21 protein-coding genes are annotated in these 19,333 nt (G+C 50.1%); 9 read left to right on the top strand and 12 right to left on the bottom strand.

The window, feature by feature from the left end:
• Positions 1-7: 7 nt before the first annotated feature.
• The 5 genes from EKK48_23345 to EKK48_23325 all read right to left on the bottom strand — a co-directional run bounded on the left by EKK48_23345 (position 8) and on the right by EKK48_23325 (position 4,471).
• Entirely contained in the window at positions 8-970 is a 963-nt protein-coding gene (locus EKK48_23345) for a hypothetical protein (protein ID RTL37625.1), read from the bottom strand.
• A 280-nt stretch (positions 971-1,250) separates the two neighbouring features.
• Positions 1,251-1,676 (bottom strand): hypothetical protein, encoded by a 426-nt coding sequence (locus EKK48_23340; protein RTL37624.1) that lies wholly within the window; start codon positions 1,674-1,676, stop codon positions 1,251-1,253.
• A gap of 195 nt (positions 1,677-1,871) precedes the next feature.
• A complete protein-coding gene (locus tag EKK48_23335; protein ID RTL37623.1) occupies positions 1,872-3,206 on the bottom strand; it encodes an imidazolonepropionase in 1,335 nt (444 codons plus the stop codon).
• 111 nt (positions 3,207-3,317) lie between these two features.
• Positions 3,318-3,518, bottom strand: coding sequence for a hypothetical protein (locus EKK48_23330; GenBank protein ID RTL37622.1), 201 nt, complete (start codon positions 3,516-3,518; stop codon positions 3,318-3,320).
• Between the two features lie 143 nt (positions 3,519-3,661).
• Positions 3,662-4,471, bottom strand: coding sequence for a hypothetical protein (locus tag EKK48_23325; GenBank protein ID RTL37621.1), 810 nt, complete (start codon positions 4,469-4,471; stop codon positions 3,662-3,664).
• Positions 4,472-5,062: 591 nt separating this feature from the next.
• Between EKK48_23325 and xseA the strand changes: the two genes are divergently transcribed.
• Positions 5,063-6,289: an exodeoxyribonuclease VII large subunit gene (xseA, locus tag EKK48_23320; protein ID RTL37620.1), complete on the top strand. Its 1,227-nt coding sequence runs from the start codon at positions 5,063-5,065 to the stop codon at positions 6,287-6,289.
• A gap of 48 nt (positions 6,290-6,337) precedes the next feature.
• Positions 6,338-6,592 carry an exodeoxyribonuclease VII small subunit gene (xseB, locus tag EKK48_23315; GenBank protein ID RTL37619.1) on the top strand — a complete coding sequence of 85 codons (255 nt, stop codon included), beginning with the start codon at positions 6,338-6,340 and terminating at the stop codon, positions 6,590-6,592.
• 106 nt (positions 6,593-6,698) lie between these two features.
• On the opposite strand, the gene rplI is transcribed toward xseB, so the two are convergent.
• From rplI to rlmD, 3 genes are all read right to left on the bottom strand, one after another.
• On the bottom strand, positions 6,699-7,238 hold the full coding sequence (gene rplI, locus EKK48_23310; protein RTL37618.1) for a 50S ribosomal protein L9: 540 nt from the start codon (positions 7,236-7,238) through the stop codon (positions 6,699-6,701).
• A gap of 148 nt (positions 7,239-7,386) precedes the next feature.
• Positions 7,387-7,848, bottom strand: coding sequence for an N-acetyltransferase (locus EKK48_23305; protein ID RTL37617.1), 462 nt, complete (start codon positions 7,846-7,848; stop codon positions 7,387-7,389).
• A 1-nt stretch (position 7,849) separates the two neighbouring features.
• Positions 7,850-9,358, bottom strand: coding sequence for a 23S rRNA (uracil(1939)-C(5))-methyltransferase RlmD (rlmD, locus tag EKK48_23300; GenBank protein ID RTL37616.1), 1,509 nt, complete (start codon positions 9,356-9,358; stop codon positions 7,850-7,852).
• A 52-nt stretch (positions 9,359-9,410) separates the two neighbouring features.
• Between rlmD and sbcD the strand changes: the two genes are divergently transcribed.
• Both sbcD and EKK48_23290 read left to right on the top strand, forming a co-directional pair.
• Positions 9,411-10,670, top strand: coding sequence for an exonuclease subunit SbcD (gene sbcD, locus EKK48_23295; GenBank protein RTL37615.1), 1,260 nt, complete (start codon positions 9,411-9,413; stop codon positions 10,668-10,670).
• A gap of 71 nt (positions 10,671-10,741) precedes the next feature.
• Complete coding sequence (locus EKK48_23290) at positions 10,742-11,254, top strand: hypothetical protein (GenBank protein RTL37614.1); 513 nt, start codon at positions 10,742-10,744, stop codon at positions 11,252-11,254.
• 63 nt (positions 11,255-11,317) lie between these two features.
• Here the strand turns inward: EKK48_23290 and EKK48_23285 are convergent, their stop codons facing one another.
• The 3 genes from EKK48_23285 to EKK48_23275 are packed head-to-tail and all read right to left on the bottom strand — an operon-like array spanning position 11,318 to position 12,781.
• Entirely contained in the window at positions 11,318-12,094 is a 777-nt protein-coding gene (locus tag EKK48_23285; GenBank protein RTL37613.1) for a hypothetical protein, read from the bottom strand.
• On the bottom strand, positions 12,091-12,405 hold the full coding sequence (locus EKK48_23280) for a hypothetical protein (GenBank protein RTL37612.1): 315 nt from the start codon (positions 12,403-12,405) through the stop codon (positions 12,091-12,093). The genes EKK48_23285 and EKK48_23280 overlap by 4 nt, the downstream gene beginning before the upstream one ends.
• A complete protein-coding gene (locus EKK48_23275; GenBank protein RTL37611.1) occupies positions 12,398-12,781 on the bottom strand; it encodes a hypothetical protein in 384 nt (127 codons plus the stop codon). Before EKK48_23275 ends, EKK48_23280 begins: the two co-directional genes overlap by 8 nt.
• Positions 12,782-12,940: 159 nt before the next feature.
• On the opposite strand from EKK48_23275, the gene EKK48_23270 reads away from it, so the two are divergent.
• The 5 genes from EKK48_23270 to EKK48_23250 all read left to right on the top strand — a co-directional run bounded on the left by EKK48_23270 (position 12,941) and on the right by EKK48_23250 (position 18,344).
• Positions 12,941-14,392 carry an MBOAT family protein gene (locus tag EKK48_23270; GenBank protein RTL37610.1) on the top strand — a complete coding sequence of 484 codons (1,452 nt, stop codon included), beginning with the start codon at positions 12,941-12,943 and terminating at the stop codon, positions 14,390-14,392.
• Between the two features lie 7 nt (positions 14,393-14,399).
• Positions 14,400-15,629 (top strand): hypothetical protein, encoded by a 1,230-nt coding sequence (locus tag EKK48_23265; protein ID RTL37609.1) that lies wholly within the window; start codon positions 14,400-14,402, stop codon positions 15,627-15,629.
• Between the two features lie 181 nt (positions 15,630-15,810).
• Positions 15,811-16,560, top strand: coding sequence for a hypothetical protein (locus EKK48_23260; protein ID RTL37608.1), 750 nt, complete (start codon positions 15,811-15,813; stop codon positions 16,558-16,560).
• A 106-nt stretch (positions 16,561-16,666) separates the two neighbouring features.
• Positions 16,667-17,548, top strand: coding sequence for an ABC transporter permease (locus tag EKK48_23255; protein RTL37607.1), 882 nt, complete (start codon positions 16,667-16,669; stop codon positions 17,546-17,548).
• Position 17,549: 1 nt separating this feature from the next.
• Entirely contained in the window at positions 17,550-18,344 is a 795-nt protein-coding gene (locus tag EKK48_23250) for an ABC transporter ATP-binding protein (GenBank protein RTL37606.1), read from the top strand.
• A gap of 59 nt (positions 18,345-18,403) precedes the next feature.
• Here EKK48_23250 and EKK48_23245 read toward each other — a convergent pair whose 3' ends face one another.
• Positions 18,404-19,207, bottom strand: a complete 804-nt coding sequence (locus EKK48_23245) for a class I SAM-dependent methyltransferase (GenBank protein ID RTL37605.1) — start codon at positions 19,205-19,207, stop codon at positions 18,404-18,406.
• Positions 19,208-19,333 lie beyond the last annotated feature (126 nt).

The following is a 19,333-nucleotide window of genomic DNA, read 5'->3' as shown; positions in this document are numbered from 1 at the left end:
TGTCCCCTTATCTATTAATGATCATCTTCAGCCTTTGAGCACCTGGGGTTAAAGGCATGGGTGTGGCAATCATGTGTCCTGGACCATTTGCATTGGGAATGATTTGTGGTGCCGCAACTGCCGGAGCGCTTGCGGGGGCGCCGTATGGGCTGGCCTGATTGTAGAAAGAAGCCATGTCGCTGGTCCCTACCCCAGACGTCGGAGCTGGGGGCGCAGGCATGGTTGAAATTGCTGGTGGTGTCGTATTCGGTGGCGTCGCAGAGCCTGCAAAATATTGCTGCGAAGAGCTGCCGGGGTTGAATGCTGCTGCTGCAATTGCTTTTTGGGCATTCGGATCGTGAAACTGCTGTGGCATTGGCGCGTAGTACGCCTGAGATTGAGAAGTTCGTATGGGCGTGGCATCGCGGCAGTTGTCGATAATACGGCGATCTGCCGCAGCTGTTTCATATTTTGCGGCGCCGCGTCCCAGGACTGCGTTTGCCAGAGGTTCGTGATGGCGGATCCAGTAAACGATGAAAAGCCAGAGAATGCACAGTAAGTAAAATATGAAAAACCAGCCGTTGATGCTGATGTTGACCCCTTCCAGTGCGTGTGAGAGCTTCATGCCCTGCAGGGCGCTTGACCAGATTGGTGTCTGGGACGGATTTTGACCGCCGTCGGCCTGGAAACCGTCGCCGCCATGACCGCCATCTGCGCCGTGTCCGCCATGTCCTCCATGGTGGGCATCATGGTCGAGACCAAGCAAGTGGGAAAGAAAACTGTGATGACCGTTGTTGTTGTTGTAACCGAGGACGTGATTCAGGAAATTGCCGCCCTCACCACCGCTGCCATGCACTGCGTGCCCGTGATGATGTCCGTGGTCGTGGCCGCCTCCATCCATGAAGCCGCCGCCGTCTCCGCCACCGCCACCACCATGGCTGGCATGACCGCCGTGGTCATGACCTCCTCCATCCATGAAAGTTCCGCTCATGCAGTCGCTCCGACGTGCCTACCGGGGTGTATGTCCCCAGGCTGTATTTTAGTGCCCCCAGGTACGTTGACAATGGGAATTCCCACACGCGGCGGCTATTTGAGACATATTTTTTTGCTAATCGGCGCGGGAAGCTTATCTGCCGGGAAATGAAGGGGACGCGGACTTGATAGCTGGAGTGCAGGAGTGAGCTGAAGCCAGCTCGAGGCTGGAGGCTGGAGGCGGGGAAGAAAAAGGGGCCTGCCGCCTGGCAGACCCCGAAGTTTTCAGGCTGGGAGGTTTATCGGGTTTCGATGCCTTCCATAGCAGCCAGTTTTTGTCTCATTGCTTCGACTATACGGGGCAATTCGAATACCGCTGGTAATCTTTCTTCTATCGAGCTGATATGGCGAGTAAGTTCGATTGATTTGTCCATCAGTTTGATCAAAATTTGCTGAGTTGCAATCAGCTGGCGTTGATTTTCAATCAGCTGAGTTGCCATTCTCGAACTTTCAACACGCTGGTCGACGCTCAATGCGATCAACTCAGAAAAGCGTTCGAGCAGTTTTTCGACTTGAGCTTGAACGTAAGGATCTGATACCACACCGCTTGTAGTGGCATCAGGCGCGGAGACTTCGCCTTCTTCGTCATCGAAGATTTGATCGAAACCCTCAAGACCTACATTCGACTCATTGTTTTCCAGGGGTTTGCGCTTAGCTTCAGCCATTAACCAAAATCCTCCGCGAAGGGTGCAGCAAAATAATATCTGCACCATCAGTCGTGCAGTTAGAATTCAAAATATATATCCAAGGAACCGCCGCGTCCATAGTGCCATGGTGGCGTCCATAGAATTATAACTAAAGGCGATAATAGTGCAAGCAAAAAACGAAAAGATTTCTGGAGTGAGTTTCTTATTATCGGATCAAATACGGTGCACTATCGATCCTTTCTTGATCGTCATGGCTACAGGATTCCAGCCAAGATTGTAAGGCACCTCTTCCATCGTTTGGACATCATATATGGTTATATCCGCTTGATACCCGGGAGCGATCTGTCCAACTTTATCTCCGGCACCAATCGCGTATGCCGCGTTCACCGTCAGTGCGGTCAAAGCCTCCGCTGGAGTCATTCGCAGGTGCAGGCATGCCAGACCCCAGATCAGCGGCAGAGAAAATATGTGGCAGGAGCCCGGGTTGAAATCTGAACCAAGTGCCACCGCAACACCGCTTTCGATCATTTTTCGAGCGGGCGCGTGCTCTGCCAGATTCAGATAAAACGAAGTACCGGGCAGCAAGACGGCAACGGTTTCAGAAGCGGACAGTTTCGCTATTTCCTCGTCGCTTACATTGAGCAAATGATCGGCGCTCAAGCTTTTGTGCTCGACTGCCAATTTGGTGGCACCGAGGTTTACAAACTCATCTGCATGCACCTTGGTCGGCATTTTAAGAGCCCGGGCTGCTTCAAAAATTTTGCGTGTATCGTCGAGGGTGAAATATCCCCGATCGCAGAAGACATCGATTATTGGAGCATCAACACCATGCTGTTTGGATAGACTGGCAGCGCGAGACAGCATATCATCGACGATCGCCTGGACATACGCATCACGATCGGTGCCGGGTGGCACCGCATGTGCTGGCATAAAGGTCGCTATCAACTCAACCGGCTGCTGCTTCTGCAACTGGTAAATGGCCTCGAGCATAGCCAGTTCGGACTGAGCATCCAGACCATAACCCGTTTTTACTTCGCAGGTGGTAGTGCCCGCTTGCAGCATACGCTGCAGTCGCTTCAATCCAGACTGCGCCAGTTCGGTTGCGGTGGCGCTTCTGGTGGCACGCATGCTGGCCACTATGCCACCGCCGGCCTCTGCAATTTCAGTGTAAGTCTTACCCTGGCAGCGCATGATGAATTCGTTGGCGCGATTGCCACCGAATATGAGGTGGGTGTGTGGATCAACAAGACCCGGGGTAACAAGTTTGCCACCAGCGTCGACTAATTCGATATCTTTGACTTCGCTGTGCTTTTTCAGCACTTCGTCGCTAGGACCAATGGCAACAATTCTCTCGCCGGCAATCGCAATAGCCGCATTCTTATGACGATCCACGTTTGCCATCTCTTTGCCGTGGATCGCACCATTTTTGCCGGCAGGAGGGATAGCCAGTTCACCAATGGAATGGATGATCATGGTGATCTTCCGTGCATTTTCTGGCGGCATTTCTGCATCTCTCTGTTGAGTAGATGCTCTTGAATTCTCAGGCATAGCGGCTCCTCAGTTCGTCAAATATATAGTATGCGAAACGATTGAGGACTGAGTCGCACCGACGTTGGCAAGTGTAGAATTAACAACTCTGTCGGCAGGACGACGACGTGATTACAGGCGGCATCGGCGCGCTTGTTTGTAAGACTTTTCGAACTGTCGTCGTGCGTTGATATTCTCTGCAATATCTGTGGTCGAGACTACCGCTCTAGCCATCAGGGCTGGTTGTCTGCCATTTAGTTGTTTGCTTAGCCAGACTGATGCTGACCATCCAAATCGCTCTGCATCTTTGCGAATTGAATCTGCTGATATCAAACTAATCCTGCCCTTCTATTCTGGGAGCGTTTGTGTTCGTACTTTTGTTGCGGCGACGGTCATTTCATTGAATCCGGACAGTCGCCGCTGACTCGACTGCGCACCATATTTGGTGTTGGGTATGTCTTGTGGATATCTCGCGCTCAGGCGCTCAGGCGAAAGGATGCTTCTGCATCAGTCGTCTTGTTACCGGCTGTTTCCGAGACGAGGTTGCTGCAATAGCGGCACGAACCTTTGGCTTGATGTGTGCAGGCGCTTGCTCCAGATTTGTCGTCTTTCATCTCGTCTAGAGTCTTTACGAGTTCTGCCCAGTGCAGTTTGTAAATGGACTCCTCGACATTTATGCATATCGGTTGGAAGCTCTGTGTGCCGACGCGATATGTAGTTAGAGTCAACTTTTCAAACGCCCAACGTGTTTTCAGTTTTTCCGCCAGATAGTATTTGACGAGCACCGAAGACGATGGCCAGGCTGGATCAAAAGGTTTTAGTGGTTGCAATTGAAAGTCTACGATCTCGAGGCGTTTTTCGTCTGGATGCCAGAGCACCAGGTCTAATGTATCTTCGACATAAACTCGCACAGTCGCGATGCGGGCCCGCACTTTCAAGGCGACGGCGGCTACTTCTGCATTGCGGGGTCTGTACGGCTTGCTTGCATACTTGATCAATGATTTGTAAGCGAAGAGAAAAGCTCTCGTAGCTTTTTCTTTTTCGCCAATTTGATCTTCCAGTTTTTCTGTCGGCCAGTTTTGTCCCATGTATTTTTGTACCTGGTTGACTGACTCCAGCTTTCCTCTATTAATCTCTGCCAATGCACGTAAGATGAACTTCTTGCAGATTACACTCGCTCGTACGGGGGCACCGCCATTAGTGAACTTCAAAGATGCCAACTCGTAAGCTCTTTTGCAAGAGCGGAAAGTTTCGATCATTGCAGGTGTAAAAAGTGTCCTGTGCATAGCGCACCCCCTTCGAACTAATACCTTACGTTTGTATGTCATACCAATATATGCCATACGAGATATATCGTCAAATGAAACTTGCAGTTCTCACTTAAAAAGACATCTCCGTACTCATATAGTTCCCCGTTCAGAATGGTCGAAACCGGCTTGACAGCGCGCTTTTGGACATATCAAGATCGATCCGAAAGTTGACCATTTGGGGTCAGATAAACATAGATGATCGATCCGTCTGGAATAGCGATCGGTTGTATGTATGGTTTATCAGTCGCTACATTAAAAGTGCTCTGTGGACTACATATAGATAGCGAATCGGGCTAACTGCAGACCGCAAAATCACTGGTTCTGAGTGCTGACGGGCGCAATGCCGGCAATCTTTATACATAAGGAATGTAATCGAAGCAGTGGATTGCAAACGTGTTGAACTTTTTCGTTTCCTTATACGTATATCTAGATGTCACCACAGTAAATGAAGCTGGAAAACGGCTAATCTCGCTGATTGTGGCAATCAGCTTCTTATGCGCGATAATCTAAGCATGCAGAAGCATCGGCCTCACCAACACCTGATTGGCGACAATCAAAGGAATCGTCGTGCAGAGTCCTAAAACCACCCCTGCTCTACATCCAGTCCTTACCGTGTCGCAGCTGACTGCACAGATACGGGAAGTGCTGGAGGAAGTTTTCGAGAACGTTATGGTAGTTGGCGAAGTAAGTAACGCCAAGCTCTATAACTCAGGGCATTGGTACTTCTCGCTCAAAGATAAGGACGCTACGCTGCCCTGCGTTTGCTTCAAAATCAACAATACCGGTTTGCGCTTTAAGCTGGAAGACGGTATGCAGGTAGTTCTGCGGGGAAAGCTGAACGTCTATCCCCCTCGTGGGGCCTACCAGTTAGTGGCATCTTCGATTGAGCCGGTGGGCATCGGCGAATGGCAGCTAGCTTTCGAGCAGTTGAAGGAAAAACTTGGTAAGGAAGGTTTGCTTGCACCTGAGCGAAAGCGACCGATTCCTATTTTGCCTCGCCGCATTGGTGTCGTGACAAGCACGGCTGGAGCCGCATTGCGAGACATTTTAAGTGCGCTCGCACGGCGTAATAAATTGGTCAATGTAGTGATTGCACCAGCGAAGGTGCAGGGTGAAGGCAGCGCTGAAGAAGTTGTTTATGCCATCAAGCAGTTGCAGAGAATCCCCGACGTTGATGTGATCCTCGTTGCTAGAGGTGGCGGTTCTATCGAAGACCTCTGGTCATTCAATACTGAGATGGTGGCGCGGGCGGTTAGCCAGTGTACCGTGCCGGTTATATCTGGTGTTGGGCATGAAACCGACATTACCATTTGCGACCTGGTTGCAGACTTGCGCGCGCCAACTCCAACGGCAGCGGCTGAACTTGTTGCGCGGGGCAGTGCCGAGTTGCTCGACCGCTGGCAGGGGTTGGAGAAACGCTTGCTGCACAGAATGGAAGACCGCATCGCACGCGCCAGACATACTCTCACACGCGTAGATCCAATGAATGCGTTGCTTCGTTATCACGAGCGTCTGAAACGCAAACAGCTGAAAGTATTGAGTTATCGAGATCGAATCAATCACCGCATGGCTCATGCGCTCACTACTGCTCAATACAAATGGCGCCAGAATCATGAGAAGCTCAGCGTTCTTGGTCCTCAAAATGTTCTGTCCAGAGGTTTTTCAATCTTGCGGAAGATCGATGGTCAGATTGTTCGTACGTACAATGACGTTCAGGCCGGAGATATCATCGAAGGCATCTTGTCTCAGGGTAGGCTGAAGCTGCGAGTTGAAGAAGTAAACGAAGACCGCTAATAGTTCACGAGTTTAGCGCCGGATATGAGTCCGGCTGATGGAGGAAAAATGTCACAGTCAATTTCTTTAGATTTTGAAGCCACTCTTGGAGAACTCGAGAAGGTCGTTTCTGAGTTGGATGGCGAGGTCAAGCTCGAGCGGGCACTCGAGCTTTTCGATCGCGGCATGAAACTGAGCATGGATTGCGAGACTTTTCTCAAGGGCGCTGAACAAAAAATCGAAATTCTTAAACGTACTGCCAGCGGCTTAACGACTGAGCCCTTCGAGGCTCGCATGCTAGAAAGCAACGACAAAAATCAATAGAGCCGTTCGGCAGGCACTCAGCTCGCAGTTTGCGGCAAGGCGATTGGAACGACTCTCTTAATGACTTCAGTACCGGTAGTTCAGGGCACTAAATGCGGTATCAGTATTAGACTGCTGATGGCTCTTCGACAAGGGCTTCTTCTGTAGCCTGTTGTTCAGTCTCTTCGGAAACTTCTTTCTTGACTTTGGGCGGAGCGCCTTCTTTCAGAACATCAACTGTGATTTCAGCTTGTACGTCAGGAGCCAGTTTGACGATAACGCGGTAAACGCCCAGTGCTCCGATTTCTTCAACCGGTCTGACAATGCGTTTGTCAATTTCGACGCCTACGATCGTTGAGAGCTCATGGGCAATTTCTTTGTTTGTGATCTTGCCGTAGAGTTTGCCACCTTCGCCAGCTTTGACTGTCATGTTGATAGTGTCAAGGGCGTTGATTTTTTCTCCCAGCGCTACTGTCTCAGCATGAGCAGCGGCTGCTTTCTTTTTCAAGGTTTCGAGATCTTCTTCTCTCTTCTTTAGCGTTCCGGTTGTAGCGACTACAGCGAGTTTGCGCGGCTGCAAATAATTGCGGAAGTAGCCGTCTGACGTTTCGACTATATCGCCCGCCTTGCCGAGCTTTAGAACATTCTGTTGCAAAATAATCTTCATGACATCCCCTGAGCCAGCAGCTTACGAATCAATCTATAAATGGGATATAGGCAATGACTATATCCGCGGACTCAAACTTTAGCATGACCGACGCTGCACGAGAGCGCTTGAACGCCAACTGTTACCGTTTTAACGAAATATTCCGCTTCTAATAAAGCTTTTCTCTGAACATACCGCGCACGCCCGAAGGGTCGGCCATGAAGCCGAAACGCCGATAGAAGCCGTCTGTGCCGGGGTCTGCGTACAGCGTGACAAGTGGAATGTCGTAAGTATCCAGGTCTTTCAAGAGTTCGTTCATGACCAGCAGCCCGATGCCGCGCCTCTGATGGCTCGGCCGTACTACTACATCCCAGATAGTGGCGTTGAAAACCTTGTCTCCTGTAGCTCTGGCGAAGCCGACCATAAGGGCTTCGTCCCAGGCCGAGACAACGGCCAGGCTGTTTTCGAGCGCTTTGGTAATCAGAAGAGGTTCGCGACGGCTCCATCCGACCGAAGCGCAAATCTCCTGAACGTCTTCCGGCGGCACATCTTTGTTGTGTCGAATCACCAGATTCGGCGGAATTGGTTCTTTAGAGTTTTCGTATCTCTTCCAAATTCCTGAAAGGACCATTTTATTGTCGACGCCTCTCGAGGACCGAAACTGATTCTACGTGAAAAGTTTGAGGAAACAAATCAACAGGCTGAACCTGCTTTGTTTTATACCCCACAAACGTCTCTTTATCCCCGTCGCCAGTCGATTTAGTCAGCCCTTGCTCGAGCAATTTCAGGTCTCTTGCCAGGGTGGAGGGATTGCAGCTGACGTAGACGATCAGCTCGGGTTCCGCCCAGAGCAATGATTCTACGACCTCCGGACTGAGACCCTTTCGTGGCGGATCTACCACTATGACATCGATGGAAGCCTGCTCGTTGCGCAGTTCAAGCAACACGTCTTCCACCCGGCCTTCCCGAAATTCCACGTTCTCAATGCTGTTCAGCCGGGCATTTTCTCTGCCGTCCGCAACGGCTGCCGGATGCTCTTCGATGGCAATAACCTGGCTGGCCAGTGGCGCCAGCCACAGCGAAATGGCTCCCACGCCTGCATAAGCATCGACTATTTTCAAATCGCTTCTTTGCAGTTGGGCAATTGGCAGGAAGGCCTGCTCCAGCAGCTTGACTGCCTGGTGCGTGTTTACCTGGAAGAAACTGCTCGATGAAAGATCAAACTTCAATCCTTCCCTCAATCTGTCAGGAAAGTCATCGCGGTCGGTTTGCAAGATCTCTTGAATCCGATCTGCGCCTTCAAGCGGAAAGGTCAAATCACCGAGAATTTTGTTGCCGCGCTGGTTGTTCAAGTTGATTGACACGCCGATCAGTTCGGGAACTGCATCTTTGAGAGCCTGCGCAGCTCCGACAATCTGGTCGTAGCACTTGAGATTTTGGAAGTCATCAGCCGACGACGCCGAGGCATTCAGGACGAGCGTCAAAAGCAATTTCTGTTGTCCGAAGCTGTAGCGGATATTGATGTGGCGAAGCAGTCCTTTGTGGCTTCGTTCGTCGTAAGCACTGATGCCATGCTCCTCGCAGATGTTTTTTACCAGGTCGAGCAGGTGGTCCATGGATTCGGGCTGGACCGGGCAGTGCTTGATATTGACCAGTTCGTGCGAGTCTTGCCGATAATAACCGGCCAATATTCTGTCGCTGCCTTGCGGGTGCTTGACCGGAAACTGTGCCTTGTTGCGGTAATGCAGAGCGGCCGGCGCGCCGATGATTGTCTTAACCAGCTCGCCGTCTAATTTGCCGATGTGCTTGAGCGCTTGTTTGACGATATCTTCTTTGGCGGTGAGCTGATATTCGTAGCTCAGGTGTTGCCACTGGCAGCCTCCGCAGACCTTGAAGACAGGGCAGGGCGGCTCAGCTCTGTGTTTCGAAGGCGTGATGAGGCGACTCACCTTTGCCTTGGCGAAATCTTTGCGGACGTCGTAAAGCTCGATTTCTACTACGTCTCCCGGGGCCACGCGATTGACGAATACCGGCGGTCCGAGGCTCTTTGCTACGCCTTCGCCGCCTGGTGCGAGAGACTCGATGGTGACTGTGTGCCGTTGCCCTTTGGACAGGTTGTGAGTTCGGCTTGGTTTTGACATGAAATTATTTTAGCGCTCATTGCATCAGGAATAACTAACTGGTTAGCTTCGCATGTTTAGCCTAAGATGTTTGTCTATGCCGATACAACTAATTCACGTATCTGATATCCATTTCGGATCTGGCGAGTCGCACGGACGCGTCAATCCTAAAACTGGTTTGAACGTTCGTTTTGAAGATTTCGTGCTGGCGCTCTCGAAAACCGTCGATTTTGCCATAGATAAAAATGTCGATGTTTTCTTGTTCTCGGGCGATGCTTATCGCAACGCTTCCCCGGAGCCTGTCTATCAGAAGATGTTCGCTGCTGAGTTGAAGCGGCTTTCCAACGCCGGCATCCAGACGATTTTGGTGGTCGGCAATCACGACCAGATTTTGCGCTCTACCTCGAGCCATTCCATGTCTGTGTTTCAGAGCCTGGAAGTGCCTGGAGTGATCACCATAGACAAGCCCGTCTGTCGTGTCATTGACACCGCTAATGGTGCTTTTCAATTGATTGGTCTGCCTCACATAACCAGGCATCAGATGATGACACTGGAGAAGTATGCGAATTTGCCTGCCGCTGCGTTGGATCGACTTTTGGTTGAGAAAATCACCGACATGTTGCGCGGTTATTATGAATCGCTCGACCCGGCCCTGCCGACCGTCGTGACTGCGCATATGAGCCTCGACAGGGCGCTGGCTGGTATAGAGCAGGAGTTGTTGATTGGATACACTTTGACATTTCCTGTTGAAATGTTTGTCGACCCTCGCGTTGACTACGTCGCGCTCGGTCACATTCACAGGCATCAGGTGATTCGTGAGCAGCAGCCTGCTATAGCGTATGCCGGCAGTCTCGAACGTGTAGATTTCGGTGAGGAGAAAGAGGACAAAGGCTTCATTCATGTGATTTTGGAAAGAAAGAAAGTCGATTTCAAGTTTCATTCCATTGACCCTCGACCGTTCGTCACTGTTGAAGCTGATTTGACCAGTTTTGAAAATCCAACGGCACGTCTGATTGAAAAAATCGAGAAGTCCGTTAAGCCTGGTTGTGTTCTGCGTGTGCGCTACAAAATCAATCAGGAGCAGCTGGAGCAAGTCGATGAAGATGCGCTGGCTGCCAGTGCGCGTGCGGCCCTGACATTCAAGATTTATCCCGAAATCGTCTCCAACAACAGCCGTGCCAGGTTGCCTCAGCTCACCGAGACATCTGTAGCATCGCCTATAAGCGCTCTTGAGACATACCTGGACGAAGTGGCGCCTGAACGCAAAGACCAGCTTGTGGAGCGGGCTCGTTTATTGATGGAAGAGATCGACTGCGACCTGCACGGGCATTAGTCAACGCTCGATTCCGGTTGATCCGCACAGTCTCTCTAATTTGAAATGGACGCAGTGAACTCGGAGGTGTTATGAAAAAGAGAACAAATTTTTGCATTGGAATTTTCGCCTTGTTATGTAGCGCTCAGTCCGTACAAGCAGGTTTCCACGCCGCACCAGGTGGATCTATTTTAATGGCTGTGGGACGACTTGAACCTTGGTTTATTGCTGTTGATAAAAAGCTTGAAAATCGAATCAATAGCCTAAAGATTGTTAGAACCGTGCAACATGAGTCTCTGATTTGCTCTTTTGACATTCAACGCGATGGCTCGATCCGTAATCTGAACATAGAACGTTCTTCTGGACTGGAGAACTTAGACGCTAGCGTTTTAGCAGTATTGAAGGAAATATCTTTTGCTCGCTGCCCAAATAATGTGCCAGTGCGGCGGGGGGTATTTTGTGATGTAAGTGTAATCGATGGATATGCGCAAGTTTTCACGCATTTGAATCCAAACAATCGGGAAATGTATTTTCCAGTCGAATACTACTCGAAAAAACGTCCGCCTTATAATTTGCGGATCGGTATAGCAATACCAAGACAATAACACCCAATCACTTGTTGGACGGAAACAGCGTCGAGTAATGCTGGCATTGATTGCGCCAGCTTTCTATCGATACATATCAATTAGTTGCGAGAACTGTGCCACTGAAACTGGTGCGCCGGCCCGTTTCAAAAGCAAATTGCCGGTGTTGGAAATGAAGACCAGAGTGGGATAGTTCTTGACGCTGTACTGCTCGACCAGCGCGGCATTGCCTGCATCAGCAACATCGAGCGCCTGCATGTCGATATCGGGAAATTTGCTTTTGGTCTGCTCAAATATGGGGGCAAAAGTTATGCATGGACCGCAAGTCTGGCTCGTAAATTCAAGAATCTTTTGTAGTTTGCCGCCGGGTCTGGAAACCCCGCTGCCGCTGGATTGCGACGTCGCTGAACCACCAGCCGAAGATGATATTGTCGTTGAGGATGAAGAAGAGCCGGAGGAAGCGCTGTTAGTCGAAGGTGCCTGGGCGAAAAACTTCGGAACGCCATTGTTCATCAGCGAGTTATAACCGGAAGTCGTACTGGCGGTATAACCGCCCAGGTTGCGTAATCCGGCTGCAGCTTGTTGTTTCACTTTGCCGTCCGGGCAGTTGGTCGCCACCCATTCGAAGTCTTTGCGAGCGAGAGACATCTGATTTGTTCCCTGATAGGCAAGCGCCCGGTAGTATCGCACCATGGCATTGTTCGGATATTGTGCGACGAGCTTTTCCAGGTCTGTGAGAGCCGCTGAATAGTGGTGCGCCTGGTAGTTCATCACGGCGCGGCGGTACGGGTCTTCTGCGACAGCTGCACTAGCCGAGATTGCCAAAAGCGAGGTGGCAAACAAAATGTGTTTTAAGCTCAATCGGGTCTCCTGGTCATTATTCGCTGAAAGAGTTTGTCAATCGCATCATCATCAAGATGAATGCCTGTTTCGGCTTTGACTTTGTCATAGATGGACTTTCGGTTCGGTTGACCCCACTCCGCAAAGGGATTGTTCTCGACCGTCGATCTACAGTATCGACAGTATTTGGCAGCAGTCCAGATCATTTCACTGCAATGAGGACAATTCTTAAAGCTGCTTGCGCACACTCCCCGGTCGCAATAACGGCAGATAATCGCTTCCGGCATCAAAAGCTCAGCACAATGTGGGCATTGCTTTGGTTTGTCACTCATTGTTGCCACCGTATGCGATGGCGTCTCGTCGCTGCTTCTGCCACTTTTTGAATTCTTCCTCAGCCAGGCATTGCTCAGGCAGCTTCTTGGGTTCGACCGGTGTATAAGTGGGCGTGTGCACCGGCAACTGGAAGCCGAAGCTCGGCGTCAAAGTGGTGACCACGTTGCTTTTGGGCGTTTCTTCCATCCAGCCCGGCATCTGAACCTGGTCTTGTTGGCAGAAACGGCAACGTTTGGCTGTCTGGCGAACTGGCTCACAACAGGCGGAGCACAACTTCGCATTCAGAACAGCGCGATTGCAAAATCTACAGATCTCAGCGGCGCTGCGAATTGTTTCGGCGCAATAGGGGCATTTTTTGTCTGTCTGGAAGGTCATAGCGCTCCTCCGCTGTCTGATCCTCCTCTCATTCTATCAACTGGCGCTTGAAGACCTAAAATCTTTCTCCGGTTTGACAACAGGGGCGCGTGTTACCATACAGCCGACTTGGGCGCTCTCAACAACCGTTAGACGCAACCCTGGCTGGCTAACCAAAAAATGCTGTTTACCACACTCCAATACCTTCTTTTCCTGCCATGCGTAGTGGCGCTGTTCTGGGTTTTGCCCCATAAGCTGCGCCTGCCGATGCTGCTTATCGCAAGCTATATCTTTTACATGAGCTGGATTCCCCAGTTCATTTTGCTGATCGTCCCCATGACTTTCTTGAATTGGCTATGGGGCTTCTATATGCATCGGCATATGGATAAGCGCAAGCTTCTTCTCGGCATCGGCATCGGTTTGAACCTGCTCACACTTGGCATTTTCAAGTACGCCGGTTTTGCCGTCACCTCTGCTTCCGCGGCCGTAGGGCTCGTTACACACCATAACCCGGGCTGGGTGACCAATATCATCCTTCCGCTGGGTATTTCGTTCTTCACATTTGAGTTTATTCACTATCTATTCGAAATTTACCGGGGCAATAAGCCGGTCAACTCATTTGTGCTCTTCGCCCTTTTTGCCGCCTTTTTCCCGACTCAAATTGCCGGACCAGTTAAGCGCTACCCAGATTTTGTGGCGCAGATGCTGGAAGAGAAGAAGCCGCATCTTTCGGACTTCGACGAAGGCGTGCCTTTGATCATTACCGGAATGGCTAAGAAGCTGCTTCTGGCCAACAACCTGTCTACTTTCGTGCAGATGGGATTTGCCGATCCATCAGCATTCGGCGCCATCGAACTGTGGCTTTTCGCTTACGCATTCGCTTTCCAAATTTACTTCGACTTTTCGGCTTATACCGACATCGGTCGCGGTTCGGCGATGTTGTTCGGATACCACATTCCAATCAACTTCAACTTGCCTTTCATCGCCGCCAATATGGCTGATTTTTGGAAGCGCTGGCACATTTCTTTGTCGACCTGGTTGCGCGACTATTTGTTCATACCGATTGGTGGCTCCCGTGGTACCAAGTGGCAGGTGAACTGGAATCTCTTCGTCACAATGGCGCTGGGCGGATTGTGGCATGGAGCGTCCTGGAACTTCGTCGTCTGGGGTATCTACCATGGACTCTGCTTGATCGTTCATCGTGAATTCGTCGGGCTCAAGGCCATGCTGCCGCAACTGCAGAAATTCTGGGAGTCGAAAATCTTCCATGCGCTTTCCATGCTGCTTACATTCAATGCTGTTGTGGTCGGTTGCGTGTTTTTCGGAATGACCAATATCAATGTCGCATTCAACTACATTAAGCGCATGGTACTGCTGCATCCAATCTTTACGCCGGTCGAAGGGCATCAGTTCCTTGTTTTGAAGCAGGAAATGCCTCTTGTCGTGCCGATCGTGATCGCAATGACTGTGGTGCTTCTGCTGATCAATTATCCGCTCGGCAAACTGATTGAAAAACAGGCATTCAAGGTGGTTCCTGTGCCGGTCAAAGCCGTCTACTGGAGTGCGCTGGTAGTGCTCATGATCACATTCCTTTCCAACGCGTCCGCGCCATTTATCTATTTCCAATTCTAGGGCGACAATGGGAGCAGAATCGACAACGACAAAGCAGAAGGGCTGGAGGCGTTTAGCCAGTAGCCCGTTTGTGCTGATTGTTATTTTGCTTATCGGTGTGGACGCCATTGCAACCGGTCTTGTACCTGTGCTTCTGCCGGAATGGTATCAGCAGCAATTCCCCAATCCTGATCGGCACTGCAGCAAAGCGATCAAGTACCTATCTACTAACGATCATGAACCGTCAGTGGTGCTAATGGGATCGTCTCTGATGCGTACTGCTGCTGAAGTAAGTGACATGTCGATCAATAAGGAGCTGCGAGAAGCTCGTTTTGCTAACGACTACGACAAAGCGACATACTTTGAAAATCAACTCAAGAAAGATCTTGGCGCTGATGTGAACGTGCTTAATATGGCGCTGAGAGGCTGTATGGCATCTGATTATCAGCTGATCTTTCAGCGCGCTATGGAACTGGGCAAACGTCCAAACTTTGTCATCGTAGCTACAGCACCGGCTGAGTTTATGTCTAACGATCAGCCTGTTGTCGATAATACCTATGTGCATCAATCCCTTTTGAAGTACAAGTTTCCGCAGGGCAAGCCGTTTTATGAGGTGATTGCGCAGAATGTCGAGCGCACCGTTGCACCGCATAATCTGGACGCTGTAGAAAAGTTTTTTGGTTACTTGAGGTTGTATGGTGCGGCGTATTTGAGTGATCTGTCAGGGCATCCTACAGATCTGTTTCGTGCTGCCGCATACAAAGGCAACAAAGGTCAGATGCTGCCCACTGCCTACGCCTCGAAGACTCGCCTTGATATTGATGATGCCATCTCAGACACGGTCAAAAAGAACAATCCGCTGGCAGACCTCGCTCACTACAAAATGCGCTACTATCCGCCCAATGTGAAGCTTTTCAATCAACACGAACATAATTTCGGTGAGATGATTCGCATGGCGCACGAGAACGGCATTCCGATGGTGGTTGTTAACATGCCGATTACCGCTCCCAATCGCGCTCTGGTCGATCCGACTCTGCGCGAGCGCTATTACAAATTCCTCAAAGATACAACTGAGAAGTATCACGTCACTTATATGGACATGGACGATCACAGCATGTTCAGTTTGACCGATTTCGAGGATTGCAGTCATTTGAACGGTCGTGGTGCCAAGAAGTTTTTCAACGCTCTTGCACAAAATTTAGTTAAACAAACAAATTTCTCTGCAATTGCCGCGGCAAAGAGTTCGCATCCTTTGTAAAGCATTATTGGCTGAGCGTTTTCGCCTTCAACGGCAACAAAATTCATCAGCTCCAGCGCTTATATAGAATTCATAATGAGCGCGTTACGAGCGCCCAAATACGCCATGCAACCGGCTAAACTGAACTAGCAATTCCCTCGTCATTCAGGGCTGCAAACGTATATCCTTCGGAGTAATAAGAATGTTCGATGTGACCCTCTTCAAGAAAAATGCACTGTCCGTGAGCGTTGCGCTTGTCTCTGTGGTGAGCCTCAGTTCGTGCACAAAGAATGCCAGCAATACCACCAACGTGACCCCGCAAGGCACAGTTCAGTTGGACACAGTCAAAGTCGGTATGCCTGAATCAACATTCAAAGATGCCACCATCACATTCGTTGTTGACCCTAAACCAGCCGCCACTGCCGCCGGCAGCAGCCAGTATCTGAGCCGGACTTATGACAAGAAGAACGGTCAATACGTCGCAAAGTGCAAAAATGGCAAGTGTTTCGTGTTGCAGTCGCTCTACGTTACGACTCCAATTCCAAAAGAAGATGCGCTTGAATCATTGAAACTCCTGCTTCCTGCTGATGCCCCGCCTCAGTCGAAAGTAGACGATTCTCAGATGAAGTCAGACAAGGTCAAAAATCCTGGCGAAATCTATGAATTTGGCGACAAATACACAGGTATCTTGCAATACACCGACAAGACCGGCGCAAAGGTGACTGTGGTCTCCGCTTTCGACCTTCCTGCCGACGAAGTTCGCAAAGGTTTGAACTGGGATGGTTCCGCCCCTGCACCAAAGGGTGGCAAGACCGCCAAGCCAGCAAAACCTGTTGCCGAAAAGAGCACATCTGTTAAGAAGTCCGAAACGACAGACGCTCCAGCTGCTGAAACAAGCACAAGCACCGCAACCAGCACTGAAACGACAACAAGCACTTCGACCACTCCTTAATCGGAGCCGAACATTAGCAGGCTTGTAATGAGCAATTACGAGTAAGGTGCTACCATCTTGAAATCCAAATGGATTCGGGATTGGCATCAAGGCTTCGGGTTTTCAAGTGACCGCTGCAATTTCAGAAAGACCGATACAGCAAGAAGAATCAAAACCCCGGGTTCCTGGTCGTCGCATTTCGACCGTAGCCGAGGGCGCGGAAGCTCCAACAACGCTCTGGGGCAATCGAGCGCTGATTCGCTTGATGGTTCATCGTGATTTCATTGGGCGCTACAAAGGTTCGCTCCTGGGCGCCTTCTGGCCTCTGATCAATCCCATCGGTCACTTGATTCTCTACACGTTCTTGTTCTCTGTTGTTCTGAAAGTCAAGTTCGGAGCTAGTGACAGCACCGGCAATTTCGCGCTTTATCTCATGGCTGGGCTGCTCCCCTGGAGCTGCCTGGCTGAGTCGTTGTCGCGTTCGACCACGGTGATTTTGGAATCGCCAAATCTGGTCAAGCGAGTCGTATTTCCGCTACAGATACTACCTGTGGTGCTGGTAATTTCGTCTTTGATGAGCGAATTGGTGGCATTCAGCATTTTGTTTGTCGCATCGGTATTTGCGTTGCACACCGTGCACCCGACAATTCTCTTCCTTCCTCTAATCATGGTGTCACAGATACTTTTCGCCGGTGGATTGAGCTGCCTGCTCGCCAGCTTGGGTGTCTACATCCGCGATATCCGTCATATCATGGCGCTTGGCTTGTCTGCCTGGATGTATGCCACGCCGATTGTCTATCCCGCCACAGCGCTGCCTGAGAATTTGCAGTTTCTGATCTGGATCAATCCGATGGCTGGAATTGTCACTGACTATCGAAGAGTTTTGCTGGAAGGACTGGCACCAAACTGGCCGGTATACGCAAGTTATACTGCCGTTGCAGTAATCGTATGGGCTCTGGGTTACGGCTTCTTCCAGAAGACGAAGAAGTCATTTGCGGACATTATGTAAGATGACAGAGCAAGTAGAAAAATACAAAGTTGAATTAGACAACGTCTCGAAGCGTCATAACATCTATGACCGTCCAATTGACCGTTTGAAAGAAGTCGTTTTTCGTAATCGTAAGTGCTATCACCGGGAGTACTGGGCACTTCGCGATATGTCAGTAAAGTTTGAAAATTGCACGACGGCAGTTCTTGGGCCAAATGGAGCCGGTAAATCGACGCTACTGCAGTTGGTGGCAGGAGTGATGCGTCCGACCTATGGAACTGTAACGGTTCGTGGTCGTGTAACCGCCATTCTGGAGCTGGGAGCAGGCTTTCAGCCTGACTACAGCGGGCGCGAAAACGTTTTGATGAATGGAATGATGCTCGGCATTTCCAAAGAAGAAATGTTGGAAAGAATGGACAGCATCGCTGCGTTTGCTGAAGTTGGAGAATTTTTCGATCAACCGCTCAAGACTTATTCGAGCGGCATGGGCGTGCGTTTGGCGTTCGCTACGGCAATTAGTGTCGATCCGGAAGTTCTTCTTGTTGATGAAGCGCTGGCCGTTGGAGACGAGCGATTCATCAATAAGTGCAATCAGAAAGTGCGTGAGCTACAAGAGCAGGGCACCACAATTATCGTGGTGACGCACAATATGCGCATCGTCGATAGATTCTGTCAGCGAGCCGTTCTTGTCAATGAAGGGCGGCTGATCGCCGAGGGCACGGTTGAAGAAGTCAAACCCATTTACGAGCAAGTTATGGCTCAGACAGACTATAAGCAAAAGGCTTTCACGTCACCTGTTGGAACGGCTGTTATCTAGCCTTCATTCGTTGGTGCGGAATATCTAGCGTTCATTCGTTGGAATAGAAGTATCTAGTTTTATTCGTTTGTGTGGCACTCGTTCTGTTTCTCGGTGGTGATAAACAGATAGTCTCCACTGTCATGTTCGTACTTGCGTTGAATTTCGTAAATTTTGCCTGATTTTATATCGTGCGACAGTCGTTCGCAGCCGATTTGTATCTCTGAAGGACTGGCGAGATTGGCAAATGTCGAGATTCCAGATCGTGCGATTGGATCTAAATACATCTCCGGGTTGAACTTTCCACTGTAGAGAAAGAAGTCTCTTAAATCACGCCTGATTTCATATTTTTCTGTCGAACATATTCTGAACCCGGCGTTACGCAACGACTCCGAAACGTCTTGCTCAGAAGGCATCTGCTTTATTGCAGCCTTTAGTGCCTGTGGAAAATATTCGCAGAGCCAGTAAGACTGCATCTGCTGCGGCGTTGCGGTAAAGATTACGAATCTGCCGCTTCTCATCACTCGAAATACCTCTCGAAATGCTTTATCGAGCGAAGCGAAGTGGTGAATGGCCAGGGTGCAGATGGCGCCATCAAAGGTCTCGTCATCGGCTGCAATAGACTCGCATGGGCTCAGTACCCAATTGACCCGATCGCTTTTTCGACGTGCTTCGGCGATCATCTTTGAAGACTCGTCTATTCCCGTCCAGAGCCCGCCGTGCTTGACTGAAATTTCGACAGTGTAATTACCTGTGCCGCATGCAACATCTAAATAACTTTGGTCTTCTTGAATCTGTAAATGCGCAGCCAGGCGCGCGGTAATAAAAGGGTCCGCTTTTCTAGTGGTGTCGTATCCGGTGCCAATTTGATCGTATACGGTCAACCGTCCAGATCTCCTATCCGATTGTTTAACTGCTTTTCAAAATACTTGTTGCGCCAGCCTAACAATAACTTTTGCACTATAAAATCCCGATAAAATATCACCAGTAGCATCTTTCAACTTAGATGA

Source organism: Candidatus Melainabacteria bacterium (assembly GCA_003963305.1).
GTDB lineage: Bacteria > Cyanobacteriota > Vampirovibrionia > Obscuribacterales > Obscuribacteraceae > PALSA-1081.
This window is presented reverse-complemented; position numbering and strand designations above follow the sequence as displayed.

Bases quoted from the DNA above. Each gene is read 5' to 3' on its own strand.
- EKK48_23345 (RTL37625.1), bottom strand. From the start codon at position 970: ATGAGCGGAACTTTCATGGATGGAGGAGGTCATGACCACGGCGGTCAT.
- EKK48_23340 (RTL37624.1), bottom strand. From the start codon at position 1,676: ATGGCTGAAGCTAAGCGCAAACCCCTGGAAAACAATGAGTCGAATGTA.
- EKK48_23335 (RTL37623.1), bottom strand. From the start codon at position 3,206: ATGCCTGAGAATTCAAGAGCATCTACTCAACAGAGAGATGCAGAAATG.
- EKK48_23325 (RTL37621.1), bottom strand. From the start codon at position 4,471: ATGCACAGGACACTTTTTACACCTGCAATGATCGAAACTTTCCGCTCT.
- xseB (RTL37619.1), top strand. From the start codon at position 6,338: ATGTCACAGTCAATTTCTTTAGATTTTGAAGCCACTCTTGGAGAACTC.
- rplI (RTL37618.1), bottom strand. From the start codon at position 7,238: ATGAAGATTATTTTGCAACAGAATGTTCTAAAGCTCGGCAAGGCGGGC.
- EKK48_23305 (RTL37617.1), bottom strand. From the start codon at position 7,848: ATGGTCCTTTCAGGAATTTGGAAGAGATACGAAAACTCTAAAGAACCA.
- rlmD (RTL37616.1), bottom strand. From the start codon at position 9,358: ATGTCAAAACCAAGCCGAACTCACAACCTGTCCAAAGGGCAACGGCAC.
- sbcD (RTL37615.1), top strand. From the start codon at position 9,411: ATGTTTAGCCTAAGATGTTTGTCTATGCCGATACAACTAATTCACGTA.
- EKK48_23290 (RTL37614.1), top strand. From the start codon at position 10,742: ATGAAAAAGAGAACAAATTTTTGCATTGGAATTTTCGCCTTGTTATGT.
- EKK48_23280 (RTL37612.1), bottom strand. From the start codon at position 12,405: ATGAGTGACAAACCAAAGCAATGCCCACATTGTGCTGAGCTTTTGATG.
- EKK48_23275 (RTL37611.1), bottom strand. From the start codon at position 12,781: ATGACCTTCCAGACAGACAAAAAATGCCCCTATTGCGCCGAAACAATT.
- EKK48_23270 (RTL37610.1), top strand. From the start codon at position 12,941: ATGCTGTTTACCACACTCCAATACCTTCTTTTCCTGCCATGCGTAGTG.
- EKK48_23265 (RTL37609.1), top strand. From the start codon at position 14,400: ATGGGAGCAGAATCGACAACGACAAAGCAGAAGGGCTGGAGGCGTTTA.
- EKK48_23260 (RTL37608.1), top strand. From the start codon at position 15,811: ATGTTCGATGTGACCCTCTTCAAGAAAAATGCACTGTCCGTGAGCGTT.
- EKK48_23250 (RTL37606.1), top strand. From the start codon at position 17,550: ATGACAGAGCAAGTAGAAAAATACAAAGTTGAATTAGACAACGTCTCG.